The sequence below is a fragment of the Micromonospora palomenae genome (assembly GCF_007829925.1).
GTDB classification, from domain to species: domain Bacteria; phylum Actinomycetota; class Actinomycetes; order Mycobacteriales; family Micromonosporaceae; genus Micromonospora; species Micromonospora purpureochromogenes.
The window spans coordinates 1,750,620-1,764,432 of record NZ_VIXA01000002.1 but is presented as its reverse complement, the minus strand read 5'-3'; the positions used below and the strand labels follow the sequence as shown (position 1 = coordinate 1,764,432).

Here is a 13,813-nt window from a genome sequence, read left to right as displayed (position 1 = left end):
GAATCCGGCCTGGGGTGACGCAAACTTCTTGATCAACACGGCCTGGGCCCGGAGGGGCGGGGGCCGGGGGTGGGTCAGATGGTGCAGTTGATCAGGACGGGTTCGGGGTGGAGGGTGACGGCGAAGCGGGTGTGGACCGTGTCGCGGATGTCGCGGGCGAGGGCGATCAGGGCCGCGGTGCTGGCCGTGCCGGTGTGGTTGGTCAGGGCCAGGGTGTGCTTGCTGGAGATCGCGGTGCCCTCGGGGCCGGGGTGGCCCTTGGCGAAGCCGGCCTTGTCGATCAGCCAGGCGGCGCTGACCTTCACCATGTCACCCGGGCAGGGCCAGGAGGGCGGCTCGCCCAGGTCGGTGGCGCGTTCGCGCAGCAGCTCGTACGCCTCCCGGTCGAGCACCGGGTTGGTGAAGAACGAGCCCACCGACCAGGTGTCCGGGTCGGTGGCGTCGAGCACCATGCCCTTGCCGGCGCGCAGCTTCAGCACCGTCGCGCGGGCGTCGGCCAGCGGCACCCGGTCGCCGACCTCGACGCCGAGCGCCCGGGCCAGCTCGGCGTAGCGCACCGGGCCGGAGAGCGTCGAGCGGCGCAGCCGGAAGTCGACCGAGAGCACCACCCAGCGGTCGTTGTACTTGAAGATGCTGGACCGGTAGGCGAAGCCGCAGTCCGCCGCCTCGACCCGGCCGAGGCTGTCGCCGGCGCGGTCGTACACCTGGACGCCGGTGATGCTCTCGGCGACCTCCTGGCCGTACGCGCCGACGTTCTGGATCGGGGTGGCGCCGGCCGAGCCGGGGATGCCGGAGAGGCACTCCAGCCCCGACCAGCCGTTGTCCACGGTGGCGGCGACCAGGTCGTCCCAGGGCTCGCCGGCCTCGACCCGTACGGTGACGGTGTCGGCGTCCTCGGCGACCACCCGCAGCCCCCGCGACCGGACCAGCACGACCGTGCCGGGGAAGCCCTCGTCGCCCACGACGACGTTGCTGCCGCCCGCGAGGATGAGGACGGGCTCGTCCCGCTCCCGCGCCTGGCGTACGGTTCGTACGATTTCCTCGGCGCTGGTGGCGGTCTCCAGCCGGCCGGCAGGGCCGCCGAGGCGCAGCGTGGTGTATCTCGCCAGGGTGGCCGGGTCGGCGGGGTCGGCTCCGGTTGTCGGCTGGGCGTAGACGTCTGACACGCCTCTCACCCTAGGCTGAGGGGTAGCCGCGGCACCCACTGGTGGCCCGGTCACCCCCGGGAGGATTGCGATGAGCAGGTTGCACGGCACGAAGGACTTCTGGATCGGGGCGCTCCGGGTGGACGGCCCGGCGTTCGCCGCTGCGGTGGCCGAGGCGCCGCCCGAGACACCGGTGCTGTCCTGTCCGGGCTGGACGGTCGCCGACCTCACCCTGCACCTCGCCGGCATCTACCACTGGGTGCACTCGTTCGTCGGCTCCGGCGAGACCGCCCAGCCGGCCCGCCGGGACCGCGCGGAGCTGCCCAGCGGGGTGTCCCCGCTCCAGCTGTGGCAGCACGGGTACGACCAGCTGATGACCCTCTTCGACACCCTCGACCCGGAGGCGCCGGCGTGGAACTGGGCGCCGCAGCCGAAGAAGGCCGGCTTCTGGCCGCGCCGGATGGCGCACGAGACCGCGGTGCACCGCTGGGACGCCCAGCTCGCCATCGCCGCCGGTGAGCCGATCGAGGCCAAGCTCGCGGCGGACGGGATCAGCGAGGTGCTGGACACCTGGCTGCCCGCCGGGCGCCGGGCGGTGCCGGGCCAGTGGCACGGGGTGGTGCAGCTCACCGCGACCGACGCCGCGCAGGACTGGTACCTGCGGCTGCGCGGCGAGGGGGTGGCCCTGCTCGACACCGCCACGGTCTTCGGCCACGAGGACCACCACGCCCGGGTCCAGGTCACCGGCACCGCCAGCGACCTGCTGCTCGCCCTCTGGGGCCGGATCGGGTACGACGCCCTGGGCGTCACCGGCGACCGCACCCTCCTGGACGGCCTGCGCACCGGCTGACCTCACCGGACCTCCCGGTCCGCGCTATCCGCGAAGAGTGGCCATTCCCCGCGAATGGCCACTCTTCGCGTATCCGGGGGTCGTCAGGTCACGGCTCGGACGTGACGAGAGAGCGCTCTCTTGACACCGGCCAAGGGAGCCGCAACGCTGTCGTGAGAGCGCTCTCTCAGCCCCTCACGATCGCCTCAGGACCCGGGCTGCGACTCGCTCACCAGCAGGTCCACCCGCTCCACCATCGATTGACCTGAGAGGAATCCGAGGAAGATGGGTACCTTTTCGCGCCGCCGTCTGGCGGCGGTGGCCCTGGTGGCCACCACCGCGCTGCTCGGCACCGCCGCCTGCGCCGGCGAGGACGACACCGCCAAGGACGGGCCGATCACGCTGACCGTCGACGTCTTCGGCCAGTTCGGCTACGAGGAGCTCTACAAGGAGTACATGGCCAGCCACCCCGACGTGAAGATCGTCGAGCGGGGCACCGGCAGCAACCTGGACGAGTACTCGCCGAAGCTCACCCAGTGGCTCGCCGCCGGCAAGGGCGCGGGCGACGTGGTGGCCATCGAGGAGGGGCTGCTGGTCGAGTACAAGGCCAACCCGCAGAACTTCGTCAACCTGCTCGACCACGGGGCCGCCGACCTCAAGGGCAACTTCCTCGACTGGAAGTGGAACCAGGGGCTCACCGCCGACGGCAAGCAGCTGATCGGCCTCGGCACCGACGTCGGCGGCATCGCGATGTGCTACCGCAAGGACCTCTTCGCCAAGGCCGGCCTGCCGACCGAGCGGGACCAGGTCTCCAAGCTCTGGCCGACCTGGCAGGACTACATCGCCACCGGCGAGAAGTTCAAGGCCGCCAACACCGGGGCGTCCTTCCTCGACGCGGCGACCAACACGTTCAACACGATCCTGCTCCAGACCGCCGGCAACACCTCCGGCTACAGCTACTACGACACCAGCGACAACCTGGTGGTCGACAGCAACCCGGCCGTGAAGCAGGCCTTCGACACCACCGTCGACATCATCGACTCCGGCCTCTCCGGCAAGTACGGCTCCTGGTCGGAGGAGTGGGTCTCCGCCTTCAAGCAGTCGAAGTTCGCCACCATCGCCTGCCCCGCCTGGATGACCGGCGTCATCGAGGGCAACGCCGGCCCGGCCGCCAAGGGCAAGTGGGACATCGCCCAGGTCCCCGGCAACGGCGGCAACTGGGGTGGCTCCTTCCTCGCCGTGCCGAAGCAGAGCAAGCACCAGGCCGAGGCGATCGAGCTGGCCAAGTTCCTGACCAGCGCCAAGGGCCAGATCGGCGCGTTCAAGGCCAAGGGCCCGCTGCCCTCGTCGCCGCAGGCGCTCGACGACCCGGCGATCGCCGACTCGACGAACGCGTACTTCTCCGCCGCCCCGGTCGGCAAGATCTTCGGCACTGGCGCCAAGAGCCTGAAGCCGGTCTACATGGGCCCGAAGAACCAGGCCGTCCGCACCGAGGTGGAGAACGCGGTGCGCACCGTCGAGCTGGGCCAGCGCACCCCCGAGCAGGGCTGGAACGACGCCGTCAACAACGCGAAGAAGGCCGCCGCCAAGTAGCCCGAGCCAGGCGGGCGGGCGGGATTCGGCGTCGCCGGTCCCGCCCGCCCGGCGGAGAAGGAGTCCACGGCATGGCCGTCCAGCTCGACGCGCGCCCCCCGGTCGTACCGGCGCCGCGCCACGCCCGCTCGAACCGGGGCAACCGGCTCGCCCGGTTCGACACCCGGTACTCGCCCTACCTCTACATCGCCCCGTTCTTCCTGCTCTTCGCGGTCTTCGGGATCTACCCGCTGGTCTACACCTTCTGGGTCTCGCTGCACGACTGGGACCTGCTCGGGGTCGACCCCACGTTCATCGGGGCGCAGAACTACACCCAGCTGATGGCCGACCCCGACTTCTGGCACTCGGTGGTCAACACCCTCGGCATCTTCGTCATCTCGACCGTCCCGCAGTTGCTCCTCGCGCTCTGGCTGGCCAACCTGCTGAACCGGCACCTGCGGGCGCGGACGGGCTGGCGGATGGCGGTGCTGATCCCCAACGTCACCTCCACCGCCGCGGTGGCGATCGTCTTCGGCGTGCTCTTCGGTCGCGAGTTCGGCATGATCAACTGGCTGCTCGACCTGGTCGGGATCGACGCCATCGACTGGAAGTCCAACCGGTTCGCCTCCTGGGTGGCCATCTCGACCATGGTCGACTGGCGGTGGACGGGCTACAACGCGCTGATCTTCCTGGCCGCGATGCAGGCCATCCCGCGCGACCTGTACGAGTCCGCCTCGATCGACGGTGCCGGCCGGGCCCGGCAGTTCTGGTCGATCACCGTGCCGCTGCTCAAGCCGACGATCATCTTCGCGGTCATCATCTCCACCATCGGCGGGCTCCAGCTCTTCACCGAGCCCCGCCTCTTCAACTCCGGCACCAACGCGATCCGGGGCGGGCCGCTGCGCGAGTCGCAGACGGTGACCATGTACATGTTCGAGAACGCCTTCGCGCCGCACTACAACTTCGGCTACGGCTCCGCCATCGCCTGGCTGCTCTTCGCGCTGATCGCGGTGGTCGCGGCCATCAACGTGCTGGTCCTGCGCCGGCTCGGCGGCGGCGGGCGCAAGGAGGAATCCCGATGACCCGACTCTGGTCGGCCGGCCGGCTCACCTACGCGGCACTGACCCTCACCGCCCTCCTGTCGATCTTCCCGATCTACTGGATGTTCGTGGTCGCCAGCCGCACCAGCGACGCGATGGGCGAGGTGCCACCCCCGGTCACCCCCGGCGGCAACCTGGGCGCGAACATCGCCCGGCTCTTCGCCAACACCGACGCGTACTTTTTGACCGGCCTGGTGAACTCCACGATCGTGGCGGTGTCGGTCACCGTGTCGGTGGTCTTCTTCTCCACCCTGGCCGGCTTCGCCTTCGCCAAGCTGCGGTTCCGTGGGCGCAACGCGCTGCTGATGGTCATCATCGCGACGATGATGGTGCCCACCCAGCTCGGCGTCATCCCGCTGTACATGCTGATGACGAAGCTGAACTGGAACGACCGGCTGCCGGCCGTGATCGTGCCGGCGCTGGTGACCGGCTTCGGGGTGTTCATGATGCGCCAGTACGCCGGCCAGGCGGTCAGCACCGAGCTGATCGAGGCCGCCCGGATCGACGGGTGCAGCACCGCGCGGATCTACTGGAACGTGGTGCTGCCCGCGCTGCGTCCCGCCGCCGCCGTCCTCGGCCTGCTCACCTTCATGACCACCTGGAACGACTTCCTCTGGCCGTACGCGGTGCTCAACGACCCGGAGAACCCGACTGTGCAGCTGTCGCTGCGGGCCCTGTCGGACGGGTACTACCAGGACATGTCGCAGGTGTTCACCGGTACGGCCATCGCGACCCTGCCCCTGCTGCTGGTGTTCATCGTGTTCGGCCGCCAGATCATCGGCGGCATCATGGAAGGTGCGGTCAAGGCGTGAGCGCGACGAGCGAGCTGCGTTTCCCCGAGGGCTTCGTCTGGGGCGCCGCCACCGCGGCGTACCAGATCGAGGGCGCGGTCCACGACGACGGTCGCGGCCCGTCGATCTGGGACACCTTCAGCCGTACGCCGGGGAAGGTCTTCCAGGGGCACACCGGCGACGTCGCCTGCGACCACTACCACCGGTACGCCGACGACGTGGCGCTGATGGCGGAGCTGGGGCTGGGGGCGTACCGCTTCTCGGTGGCCTGGCCTCGGATCCAGCCGGACGGCACCGGCCCGATCAACCCCCGTGGGCTGGACTTCTACGACCGGCTCACCGACGCGCTGCTCGACCAGGGCGTCGACCCGATCGTCACGCTCTACCACTGGGACCTGCCGCAGGCGCTGCAGGACCGGGGCGGCTGGACCAACCGGGACACCGCCGAGCACCTCGCCGACTACGCCGTCGCCGTGCACCGCCGGCTCGGCGACCGGGTCCGCACCTGGACCACGCTCAACGAGCCCTGGTGCTCGGCCTATCTCGGGTACGGCAACGGGGTGCACGCGCCGGGCGAGCGGGAGGCGGGGGCGGCCTTCGCCGCCGTACACCATCTCCTGCTGGGGCACGGCCTGGCGGCCCGCGCGCTGCGCGCGGCCGGCGCGCCGACCCTCGGGATCACCCTCAACCCGGCCGACGTGCAGCCCGCCGACCCGGCCAGCGCCGCCGACGTCGCCGCCGCCCGGCTGGTCGACGGCCTGCACAACCGGATCTTCCTCGACCCGCTGACCGGCGCCGGCTACCCGGACGACGTGCTGGCGCACCTCGGCCGGCTGGTGGAGCCGACGTTCATCCGGGACGGCGACGAGAAGCTCATCGCCGCGCCGATCGACCTGCTCGGAGTGAACTACTACGCCCCGACCTACGTCGCCGGCCGGCCGGACGCCGCCGGGGGCGGCGGGGCGTACCCGGGCACCGAGGGCGTGGTGGAGTTCCTGCCGCCCACCGGCCCGCTGACCGACATGGGCTGGATGATCGAGGCGACCGGGCTGACCCGGCTGCTGGAGCGGATCGCCCGGGACTACCCGGGACTGCCGATGCTGATCACCGAGAACGGCGGCGCCTTCCCGGACAAGCCCGGCGCCGACGGCCCGGACGGTCTCGGCCAGGTGATGGACACCGACCGGATCGCCTACCTCGACGGGCACCTGCGGGCGGCGCACCAGGCCATCGCCCGGGGGGTGGACCTGCGCGGCTATCTCGTATGGTCGTTGCTGGACAACTTCGAGTGGGCCGAGGGCTATCGGAAGCGGTTCGGGATCGTCCACGTCGACTACCTGACCCAGCGGCGCACACCGAAATCCAGCGCCCGGTGGTACCAGGAGGTGATCTCCCGGAACGGGCTGTGACGAGGTGGTGGTGACGGGGATGACGACCGCGCAGCGACCGACCCTGGAGGCGGTCGCCCGCCGGGCCGGGGTGTCCCGGGCGACCGTGTCCCGGGTGGTCAACGGCTCCACCACGGTGGCCGAGCCGATCCAGGAGGCGGTCCGCCGGGCCGTGGCCGAGCTGGGGTACGTGCCGAACCTGGCCGCCCGCAGCCTGGTCACCCAGCGGACCGACTCGGTCGCCCTGGTCATGCCCGAGGAGGCCACCCGGGTCTTCTCCGACGACCAGGTGTTCCCGGGGATCATCCGGGGGGCGGCCCAGGAGCTGGAGGCGGCCGACAAGCAGCTGGTGCTGATGCTCGCCGGGTCGGCGGCCGGTCACGAACGGGTCGAGCGGTACACCACCGGCCGGCACGTCGACGGGGTGCTCTTCGCCTCGCTGCACGGGGCGGACCCGCTGCCCGGCACCCTGGCCCGGCTCGGCATCCCGGTGGTCTGCGCCGGCCGCCCGCTCGACGGCGCGCGGGTGCCGTACGTCGACGTCGACAACGTCGGCGGGGTGACCCGGGCGGTGCGGCACCTGATCGAGAACGGTCGCCGCCGGATCACCAGCATCGCCGGCCCACAGGACATGATCGCCGGCATCGAGCGGCTCACCGGCTACCGGGAGACGGTCACCGCCGCCGGGCTGCCGGAGCTGGTCGCGTACGGCGACTTCACCCGGGAGTCCGGGGCGGCGGCCATGCACCAGCTGCTCACCGCGCACCCCGACCTGGACGCGGTCTTCGCCGCCAGCGACCTGATGGCGCACGCCGCCCTGCGGACCCTGCGCGAGGCGGGGCGGCGGGTGCCGGACGACGTCGCGGTGATCGGCTTCGACGACATCGAGACGGCGGCCTACACCGAGCCGCCGCTGACCACGGTGCGCTGGGAGATCGTGGAGCTGGGCCGGGAGATGACCCGGCAGTTGCTGCGGCTCGCCGCGGGCGAGGCGATCGAGGAGTCGGTGATCCTGCCGACCGAGCTGGTGGTGCGCGAGTCCGCCTGACCCAGCCTGTTGGCCGCGCCTAGGTCAGCTGAGCCGAACCGGTCAGTCCTCGGCGAGGACCCGCTGCGCGGTCGCGTGGGTGGCGGCGCCGAAGAGCACCAGCCGGGCCTCGGTGACGTGCGCCGGGGTTGCCGCGCGCAGCACGGTCAGCGCCTGGCGTACGGCGTCGTCGACCGGCCAGCCGTAGACGCCGGCCGAGATCAGCGGGAACGCCACCGTGGCGGCACCCAGCTCGTCGGCGGTCCGCAGGCTGTTGGCGTAGCAGTCGCGCAGCAGCGCCGAGCGGTCCTCGGTGGCCGAGAAGACCGGCCCGACGGTGTGCACCACCCAGCGGGCGGGCAGGTTCCCGGCGGTGGTGGCGACCGCCTGCCCGGTGGGCAGGCCCCGGCCGTACCGGGAGGCGCGCAGGGCGCGGCACTCCGCCAGGATCGCCGGGCCGCCCCGCCGGTGGATCGCGCCGTCCACTCCCCCGCCGCCGAGCAGGGACGAGTTGGCGGCGTTGACCACCACGTCGACCCGCTGCGCGGTGATGTCGCCCTCGACGAGGGTGATCTCCATGTCAGCTCTCCTGGACCGATTGACCGAGCGACCGGCGGGTGAGCAGGGTGGCCCCGGCGACGGCGGCCGGCATGACCAGCACCGCGCCGAGCGGGATCAGGAAGCAGAGGAAGACCGCCACGCCGAAGCCGAGCGTGGTGGGCCGGTCCGCCTTCAGGATCGACCGGCGGTCGGGCAGCCGCAGCCCGCGCCGGGAGAACGGCGCCCCCACCAGCTCGACGGCGAGCAGCCAGCCACCCACCGCCGCCCCGATCACCGGCACCACCGTCTGGCCGACCACCGGGATGAACCCGGCGGCGAAGAGCGGGATGCCGAACAGCACGGACAGCCCGACCAGCCGCAGCGAGTCGACGACGCTGCGCCGCAGCGAGGCCCAGAACGGCACCTCCACCCCGCCCGGGGTGCCACCGAGGCGCTCCTCCACCCGCTCGGAGATCTTCTCGTAGAACGGGTCACCGATGACCAGGGTGACCGCGGTGAAGCTGACCACCGCCAGCAGCCCGCCCAGCCCGAGGAAGGCCAACCCGGCGATCACCCGGACCAGGCTGCGCGCGGTGGTCGACCAGTCGTCGGCGAACGGGGTGACCAGCGCGGCCAGGTCGTCCACGAAGTACACCAGGGCGGCGAAGGCGGACAGGAAGACCGCACCGGAGATCAGCGCCGGCACGATGCCGAGCAGCATCAGCCCCGGGCTGCGGACGTAGAGGCCGAGGCCGCGCAGGAGCAGCCCGACGCCGGAGAGGAACCGACCGACGGCGCCGGTGACCGGCGCGGCGATGCTGGGTGCGTTCACGAGCGGAGAGCCTAGTGCTCACCGGCACGCCCCGCGTCCGGGCAGGATGGTCGGGTGCGCGCGTCCCGACTGATCTCCCTGGTGCTGCTGTTGCAGTCCCGCGAGACGATGACCGCCGCCGAACTGGCCCGCGAACTCGAGGTGTCCGAGCGGACGGTCTACCGGGACGTGCTGGCGCTCTCCGCCGCCGGGGTGCCGGTCTACGCCGACCGGGGCCGGGCCGGCGGGTACCGCCTCCTCGGCGGCTACCGGACCCGGCTGACCGGCCTGACCCGGGACGAGGCGGAGGCGCTCTTCCTCTCCGGCCTGCCCGGGCCGGCCGGTGAGATGGGGCTGGCGGACGCGGTGGCGGCCGCCGAGCTGAAGGTGCTCGCCGCGCTGCCGCCGAGCCTGCGGGACGCCCCCGCCCGCGCCGGGCAGCGGTTCCACCTGGACGTGCCGGGCTGGTTCCGGGAGTCCGCGCCGCCACCGTGGCTGGCCGAGCTGGCCCGGGCGGTCTGGCGGGACCGGGTGGTCGAGCTGCGCTACCGGCGCGGCGACCGGGAGGTCACGCGGGAGCTGTGCCCCTACGGGCTGGTCCTCAAGAGCGGGATCTGGTACCTGGTCGGCTGCGTCGGCGACCGGTACCGGACGTACCGGGTGGACCGGGTGACGGGCGTCGAGGTGGGCGGGGAGAGCTTCGACCGGGACGACAACTTCGACCTGGCCGCGTACTGGCGGGAGCAGGCCGAGGCGTTCCTGCGGAGCATGCTCCGGGCCGAGGTGACGATCCGCCTGAGCCCCGCCGGCCTGCGCCGGCTCCGGCACCTCGCCGACGCCCCCTTCGTGTACGCCGAGGCGCTCGCTGCCGCCGGCGAACCCGACGGGCTGGGGTGGGTGGTGACCCGGCTGCCCGTCGAGTCCGTCGAGGTGGCGTACTCCCAACTGCTGGGGCTGGGCCCGGAGGTGGAGGTTCTGGACCCGCCGGAGCTGAGGGAACGGCTGGCGGACGCCGCGAGGCGGTCCGCCGCCCTCTACCTCCCCACCGGTCAGCGGTAGCCCGTGACGTCGGCGGGCTTGCCGGCGTCGACCACCTCGGCGATGTAGCGGAAGGCGTCCGGCCGGCTGCCGTCGACGTCGGTGAACCCGTACACCTGGGACAGCTCGCCGGCCGAGACGGAGGCCTGGTTCCAACGGGCCTTCCCCTCGTCGGCGGCGAGCGCCGCGACCGCGCGTCCGACGAAGGCCGGGGTCTCCGAGATGAGGAAGTGCGGGTCCTTCGCTGCGCCGTCGCGCCAGTTTTCCTCGGTGACCTCGTAGTGCTCCAGCATGGCCTCGGACCGGATCCAGCCGGGAGTCAGCGCGACGGCCGTGCCCCCGTGCGGCTTCAGCTCGTGCCCCCAGCTGAACGCGAGCCGGTTCACCGACACCTTGGCCAGGTCGTAGAAGACCGAGAGCCGGTAGTTGGCGTCGTTGTACGCCTTGGTGCCGTCGCCGATCTCCACCACCAGCCCGCCTGGACGGCGGATCAGCAGCGGCAGCGCGAAGTGGCTGGTGATGATGTGCGTGTCGATCGCCAGCCGCAGCGTACGGAAGCCCGCGTCCAGGGGCTGTTCCCAGACCGGCTTCTCCCAGGTGATCAGCGGGTCGCCGCCCCAGATGTCGTTGACCAGCACGTCCAGCCGGCCCTGCTCCGCGTCGATCCGGGCGACCAGCTCGCGGACCTGCTCGGGCACCAGGTGGTCGACCCGTACCGCGATGCCGGTGCCGCCGGCGGCGGTGACCAGCTCGGCGGTCTCCTCGATGGTCTCCGGCCGGTCCATCTCCGAGCGGCCGGCGCGGCTGCTGCGGCCGGTGGCGTAGACGGTCGCCCCGGCCGCGCCGAGCTGGATGGCGATCTGCCGGCCGGCGCCCCGGGTCGCCCCGGCGACCAGCGCGACCTTCCCTGTCAGCGGTGTCGTCGTCATGAGTCGAGCCTGGCACCGATACCTGACAGCCGAAGTCCGGTTTTGCGGACGGGGTGGCGTCGGTCATGCTCACCGGCATGCACCTGCTGCTCTCCGGGATCGTCGGCTCGGTCGCGTACGGGCTGGCCGGGCCCGGCTCGGACACCGACCGGATCGGGGTCTTCGCCGCGCCCACGGTGGCCTTCCACGGGCTGCACCCGCCCCGGGAGTCGGTGGTCACCACCGACCCGGACGTCACCCTGCACGAGGCCGGCAAGTACGCGAAGCTGGCGCTGAGCGGCAACCCGACCGCCACCGAGCTGATGTGGCTGCCGGAGGACTGCTACGAGACCCGGACGGAGTTCGGCGAGCGGCTGATCGCGATCCGGTCGGCCTTCCTCAGCGCGCCCCGGGTCCGCGACGCCTACCTCGGGTACGCCACCCAGCAGTTCCGCAAGCTCACCACCCGCGACTCGTCAGTCGGCGGACGGCGGCGCTCCGCCAAGCACGCCCGGCACCTGGCCCGGCTGCTGCACCAGGGCCGGGTGCTCTACGCGACCGGCGTGCTGGAGATCCGGCTGGCCGATCCGGAGTGGTTCCGGGCCTTCGGCGAGCGGGTGGCCGGCGGCGCGTTGGACGAGGCGGAGGCGCTGGTCGCCGCGGCGCAGCGGGACTTCGACACCATCCGTACGCCGCTGCCGGAGCGCCCGGACGAGGCGACGGTGGAGGGTTGGCTGCTCGACGTGCGCGCCGCCCACCTGCCGCCGGCCGGCTGAGCGGTCACTGTCCCTCCGCTGCCCGGCCGAAAACCGCTCGGCCGGGCGCCGGCCCCGCGCTAGGCTTCGGCCCGCGTCCTCGATCAGCGAAAGGGAGGTGAGCGCGATGTCGACCACGACTGTCATGTGCTCCCACCCGACGGCGAGGACGCCGAGGTCCTGAACCGGGAGCACGTCACCACCCGGAAGGATCCCATGACCGACCTGGTCATCCGCCCGATCACCGCGGGCGAGGAAAAACTCTTCGACTCCCTGCCCGACCCCGCCCTCGTCGGCCGCGCCGCGTTCGGCGAGCGCTACCTCGACATGGCCGCAGCCGGCCAGTACCGCCCCGAATGGACCTGGGTCGCCCTGCGCGACGACGTCGTCGTGGCCCGCGCCGCCTGGTGGGGTGGGCCGGACGACGACCAGCCACTGGCTCTCGACTGGTTCGACTTCACCGACACCGACGCCGCGGTGGAGCTGCTCCGGACCGCACCGCTGCGGGCGGAGTACTCGCTCTCGCTGCCACCCGGCTGGCGCGACGATCCCGCCGTCCGGGCACAGGCGCAGGCGCGGATCGACGCCGCCACGGCCGCCGGCATGTCGGTGCTGGTCGAGCGGTACCGGTACCGCTGGACCACCGGGTGTGGACTGCCCGACCGGCCGGGTCGGCTCACGTTCCGCCCCGAACCGGACGACGCCGTGATCCTCGATGTCCTCCGCCGCGTCGGCGAGGGCAGCCTGGACGCCCACACCCGGCACACCGCCGCCACCTCGGGGCCGGACGCGGCGGCCCGGGAGGAACTGGATTTACTGCTCTGGCTGCCGAGCCCGCGTGACTGGTGGCGACTGGCCTGGACCGCGAGCGGCGAGCTGGTCGGCATCATCGTGCCGGCCCGCAACCACACCGATCCGATCATCGGCTTCGTCGGCGTGGTCCCCGAGCAGCGCGGCCACGGATACGCGTACGACCTGCTGGTCGAGGGGACGCACCTGCTGGTCGAGGGCGGCGTGACGGAGATCGTGGCCGCCACGGATCAGACCAACCACCCGATGGCCGCCGTCTTCGCCCGGGCGGGCTACCCGATCGAGCGGGAACGCGTGGACCTCGTCTGACCCGGCGTCCCCGGCACCGGTCCACCGGTGCCGGGGACACACCATCCGCTCAGTCCGCCAACCTGACCCGGACCCGGCGGTTGGCGCGGCCCTTGCTCTCCACCTTGACCACCTGCACCTTGCCGATCTGGGCGGTCGAGGCGACGTGGGTGCCGCCGTCGGCCTGCACGTCCAGCCCGACGATGTCGACGATCCGGACCTCCTGCTCGTCCGGCGGGATCAGGTTGGACTGGGTACGGATGATGTCCGGCAGGGCCAGCGCCTCGGCCCGGGGCAGCACCCGCACGGCGACCGACCGGTCGGCGGCCACCTCGGCGTTGACCAGCTCCTCGATCCGGGTCTTGAAGTCCGGCGGCACCTCGGGCAGGTTGAAGTCCATCCTGGCCTCTCCCGGCTCCATGTTGCCGCCGGTGACCAGCGCGCCGAAGTCGCGGAACACGACGCCGCAGAGCACGTGCAGGCCGGAGTGGGTGCGCATCAGGCGGCTCCGCCGCTCGTCCTCCACCGCGCCGGTGACCGTGGTGCCGACCGGCGGCACCGGATCTCCCTCGGCCGGGATCAGGTAGAGGTCGTCGCCCTTGCGGGTGCCGACGATCCGGGTCTGCACGCCCTGCCAGAGCAGCACGCCGTGGTCCGGCGGCTGGCCGCCGCCGCCCGGGTAGAACGCCGACCGGTCCAGCACGAGGCCCTGCTCGTCGGCGGCGAGCACCGTGCACTCCCACTCCCGCAGGGTGGGGTCGGCGAGGTCGAGACGGTGGGTACGGCCGTGGTGTGTGACGCCCATGACAGC

The 13,813-nt window shown here is 72.3% G+C and carries 14 protein-coding genes; 9 read left to right on the top strand and 5 right to left on the bottom strand.

All coding sequences use genetic code 11. The features are described 5' to 3' along the window. Window positions 1-74: 74 nt before the first annotated feature. Window positions 75-1,166 (bottom strand): UDP-N-acetylmuramate dehydrogenase, encoded by a 1,092-nt coding sequence (locus FHX75_RS19350; protein ID WP_154941650.1) that lies wholly within the window; start codon window positions 1,164-1,166, stop codon window positions 75-77. Window positions 1,167-1,236: 70 nt separating this feature from the next. On the opposite strand from FHX75_RS19350, the gene FHX75_RS19345 reads away from it, so the two are divergent. From FHX75_RS19345 to FHX75_RS19320, 6 genes are all read left to right on the top strand, one after another. Then, window positions 1,237-1,995: a maleylpyruvate isomerase family mycothiol-dependent enzyme gene (locus FHX75_RS19345; protein WP_154941648.1), complete on the top strand. Its 759-nt coding sequence runs from the start codon at window positions 1,237-1,239 to the stop codon at window positions 1,993-1,995. A 264-nt stretch (window positions 1,996-2,259) separates the two neighbouring features. Beyond that, on the top strand, window positions 2,260-3,567 hold the full coding sequence (locus FHX75_RS19340) for an ABC transporter substrate-binding protein (RefSeq protein ID WP_154941646.1): 1,308 nt from the start codon (window positions 2,260-2,262) through the stop codon (window positions 3,565-3,567). Between the two features lie 71 nt (window positions 3,568-3,638). Beyond that, window positions 3,639-4,628: a carbohydrate ABC transporter permease gene (locus tag FHX75_RS19335; protein WP_154941644.1), complete on the top strand. Its 990-nt coding sequence runs from the start codon at window positions 3,639-3,641 to the stop codon at window positions 4,626-4,628. Next, the gene (locus FHX75_RS19330; RefSeq protein ID WP_154941642.1) at window positions 4,625-5,458 is read left to right on the top strand and encodes a carbohydrate ABC transporter permease; all 834 of its coding nucleotides are present in this window, start codon (window positions 4,625-4,627) and stop codon (window positions 5,456-5,458) included. The genes FHX75_RS19335 and FHX75_RS19330 overlap by 4 nt, the downstream gene beginning before the upstream one ends. Then, complete coding sequence (locus FHX75_RS19325; protein ID WP_154941640.1) at window positions 5,455-6,846, top strand: GH1 family beta-glucosidase; 1,392 nt, start codon at window positions 5,455-5,457, stop codon at window positions 6,844-6,846. Before FHX75_RS19330 ends, FHX75_RS19325 begins: the two co-directional genes overlap by 4 nt. A 19-nt stretch (window positions 6,847-6,865) precedes the next feature. After that, window positions 6,866-7,873, top strand: a complete 1,008-nt coding sequence (locus FHX75_RS19320) for a LacI family DNA-binding transcriptional regulator (protein ID WP_154941638.1) — start codon at window positions 6,866-6,868, stop codon at window positions 7,871-7,873. Between the two features lie 42 nt (window positions 7,874-7,915). On the opposite strand, the gene FHX75_RS19315 is transcribed toward FHX75_RS19320, so the two are convergent. After that, complete coding sequence (locus FHX75_RS19315; protein ID WP_154941637.1) at window positions 7,916-8,431, bottom strand: O-acetyl-ADP-ribose deacetylase; 516 nt, start codon at window positions 8,429-8,431, stop codon at window positions 7,916-7,918. A 1-nt stretch (window position 8,432) separates the two neighbouring features. After that, on the bottom strand, window positions 8,433-9,224 hold the full coding sequence (locus FHX75_RS19310) for an EI24 domain-containing protein (RefSeq protein ID WP_154941635.1): 792 nt from the start codon (window positions 9,222-9,224) through the stop codon (window positions 8,433-8,435). Window positions 9,225-9,278: 54 nt separating this feature from the next. On the opposite strand from FHX75_RS19310, the gene FHX75_RS19305 reads away from it, so the two are divergent. Next, a complete protein-coding gene (locus FHX75_RS19305; RefSeq protein ID WP_154941633.1) occupies window positions 9,279-10,262 on the top strand; it encodes a helix-turn-helix transcriptional regulator in 984 nt (327 codons plus the stop codon). Here the strand turns inward: FHX75_RS19305 and FHX75_RS19300 are convergent. Continuing rightward, window positions 10,253-11,170, bottom strand: coding sequence for an SDR family oxidoreductase (locus tag FHX75_RS19300; RefSeq protein WP_154941631.1), 918 nt, complete (start codon window positions 11,168-11,170; stop codon window positions 10,253-10,255). The genes FHX75_RS19305 and FHX75_RS19300 overlap by 10 nt on opposite strands. 77 nt (window positions 11,171-11,247) lie before the next feature. Between FHX75_RS19300 and FHX75_RS19295 the strand changes: the two genes are divergently transcribed. Then, window positions 11,248-11,925 carry a nucleotidyltransferase domain-containing protein gene (locus tag FHX75_RS19295; RefSeq protein ID WP_154942047.1) on the top strand — a complete coding sequence of 226 codons (678 nt, stop codon included), beginning with the start codon at window positions 11,248-11,250 and terminating at the stop codon, window positions 11,923-11,925. 126 nt (window positions 11,926-12,051) lie between these two features. Continuing rightward, a complete protein-coding gene (locus FHX75_RS19290) occupies window positions 12,052-13,023 on the top strand; it encodes a GNAT family N-acetyltransferase (RefSeq protein WP_246158206.1) in 972 nt (323 codons plus the stop codon). 49 nt (window positions 13,024-13,072) lie between these two features. Here the strand turns inward: FHX75_RS19290 and FHX75_RS19285 are convergent, their stop codons facing one another. After that, window positions 13,073-13,807: an alanyl-tRNA editing protein gene (locus FHX75_RS19285; RefSeq protein ID WP_154941628.1), complete on the bottom strand. Its 735-nt coding sequence runs from the start codon at window positions 13,805-13,807 to the stop codon at window positions 13,073-13,075. Window positions 13,808-13,813: the final 6 nt, after the last annotated feature.

What these genes read in the sequence shown, in the direction of transcription:
- FHX75_RS19300 (WP_154941631.1), bottom strand. Translation starts at nt 11,170, where the DNA reads ATGACGACGACACCGCTGACAGGGAAGGTCGCGCTGGTCGCCGGGGCG.
- FHX75_RS19340 (WP_154941646.1), top strand. Translation starts at nt 2,260, where the DNA reads ATGGGTACCTTTTCGCGCCGCCGTCTGGCGGCGGTGGCCCTGGTGGCC.
- FHX75_RS19295 (WP_154942047.1), top strand. Translation starts at nt 11,248, where the DNA reads ATGCACCTGCTGCTCTCCGGGATCGTCGGCTCGGTCGCGTACGGGCTG.
- FHX75_RS19330 (WP_154941642.1), top strand. Translation starts at nt 4,625, where the DNA reads ATGACCCGACTCTGGTCGGCCGGCCGGCTCACCTACGCGGCACTGACC.
- FHX75_RS19335 (WP_154941644.1), top strand. Translation starts at nt 3,639, where the DNA reads ATGGCCGTCCAGCTCGACGCGCGCCCCCCGGTCGTACCGGCGCCGCGC.
- FHX75_RS19285 (WP_154941628.1), bottom strand. Translation starts at nt 13,807, where the DNA reads ATGGGCGTCACACACCACGGCCGTACCCACCGTCTCGACCTCGCCGAC.
- FHX75_RS19315 (WP_154941637.1), bottom strand. Translation starts at nt 8,431, where the DNA reads ATGGAGATCACCCTCGTCGAGGGCGACATCACCGCGCAGCGGGTCGAC.
- FHX75_RS19320 (WP_154941638.1), top strand. Translation starts at nt 6,866, where the DNA reads ATGACGACCGCGCAGCGACCGACCCTGGAGGCGGTCGCCCGCCGGGCC.
- FHX75_RS19345 (WP_154941648.1), top strand. Translation starts at nt 1,237, where the DNA reads ATGAGCAGGTTGCACGGCACGAAGGACTTCTGGATCGGGGCGCTCCGG.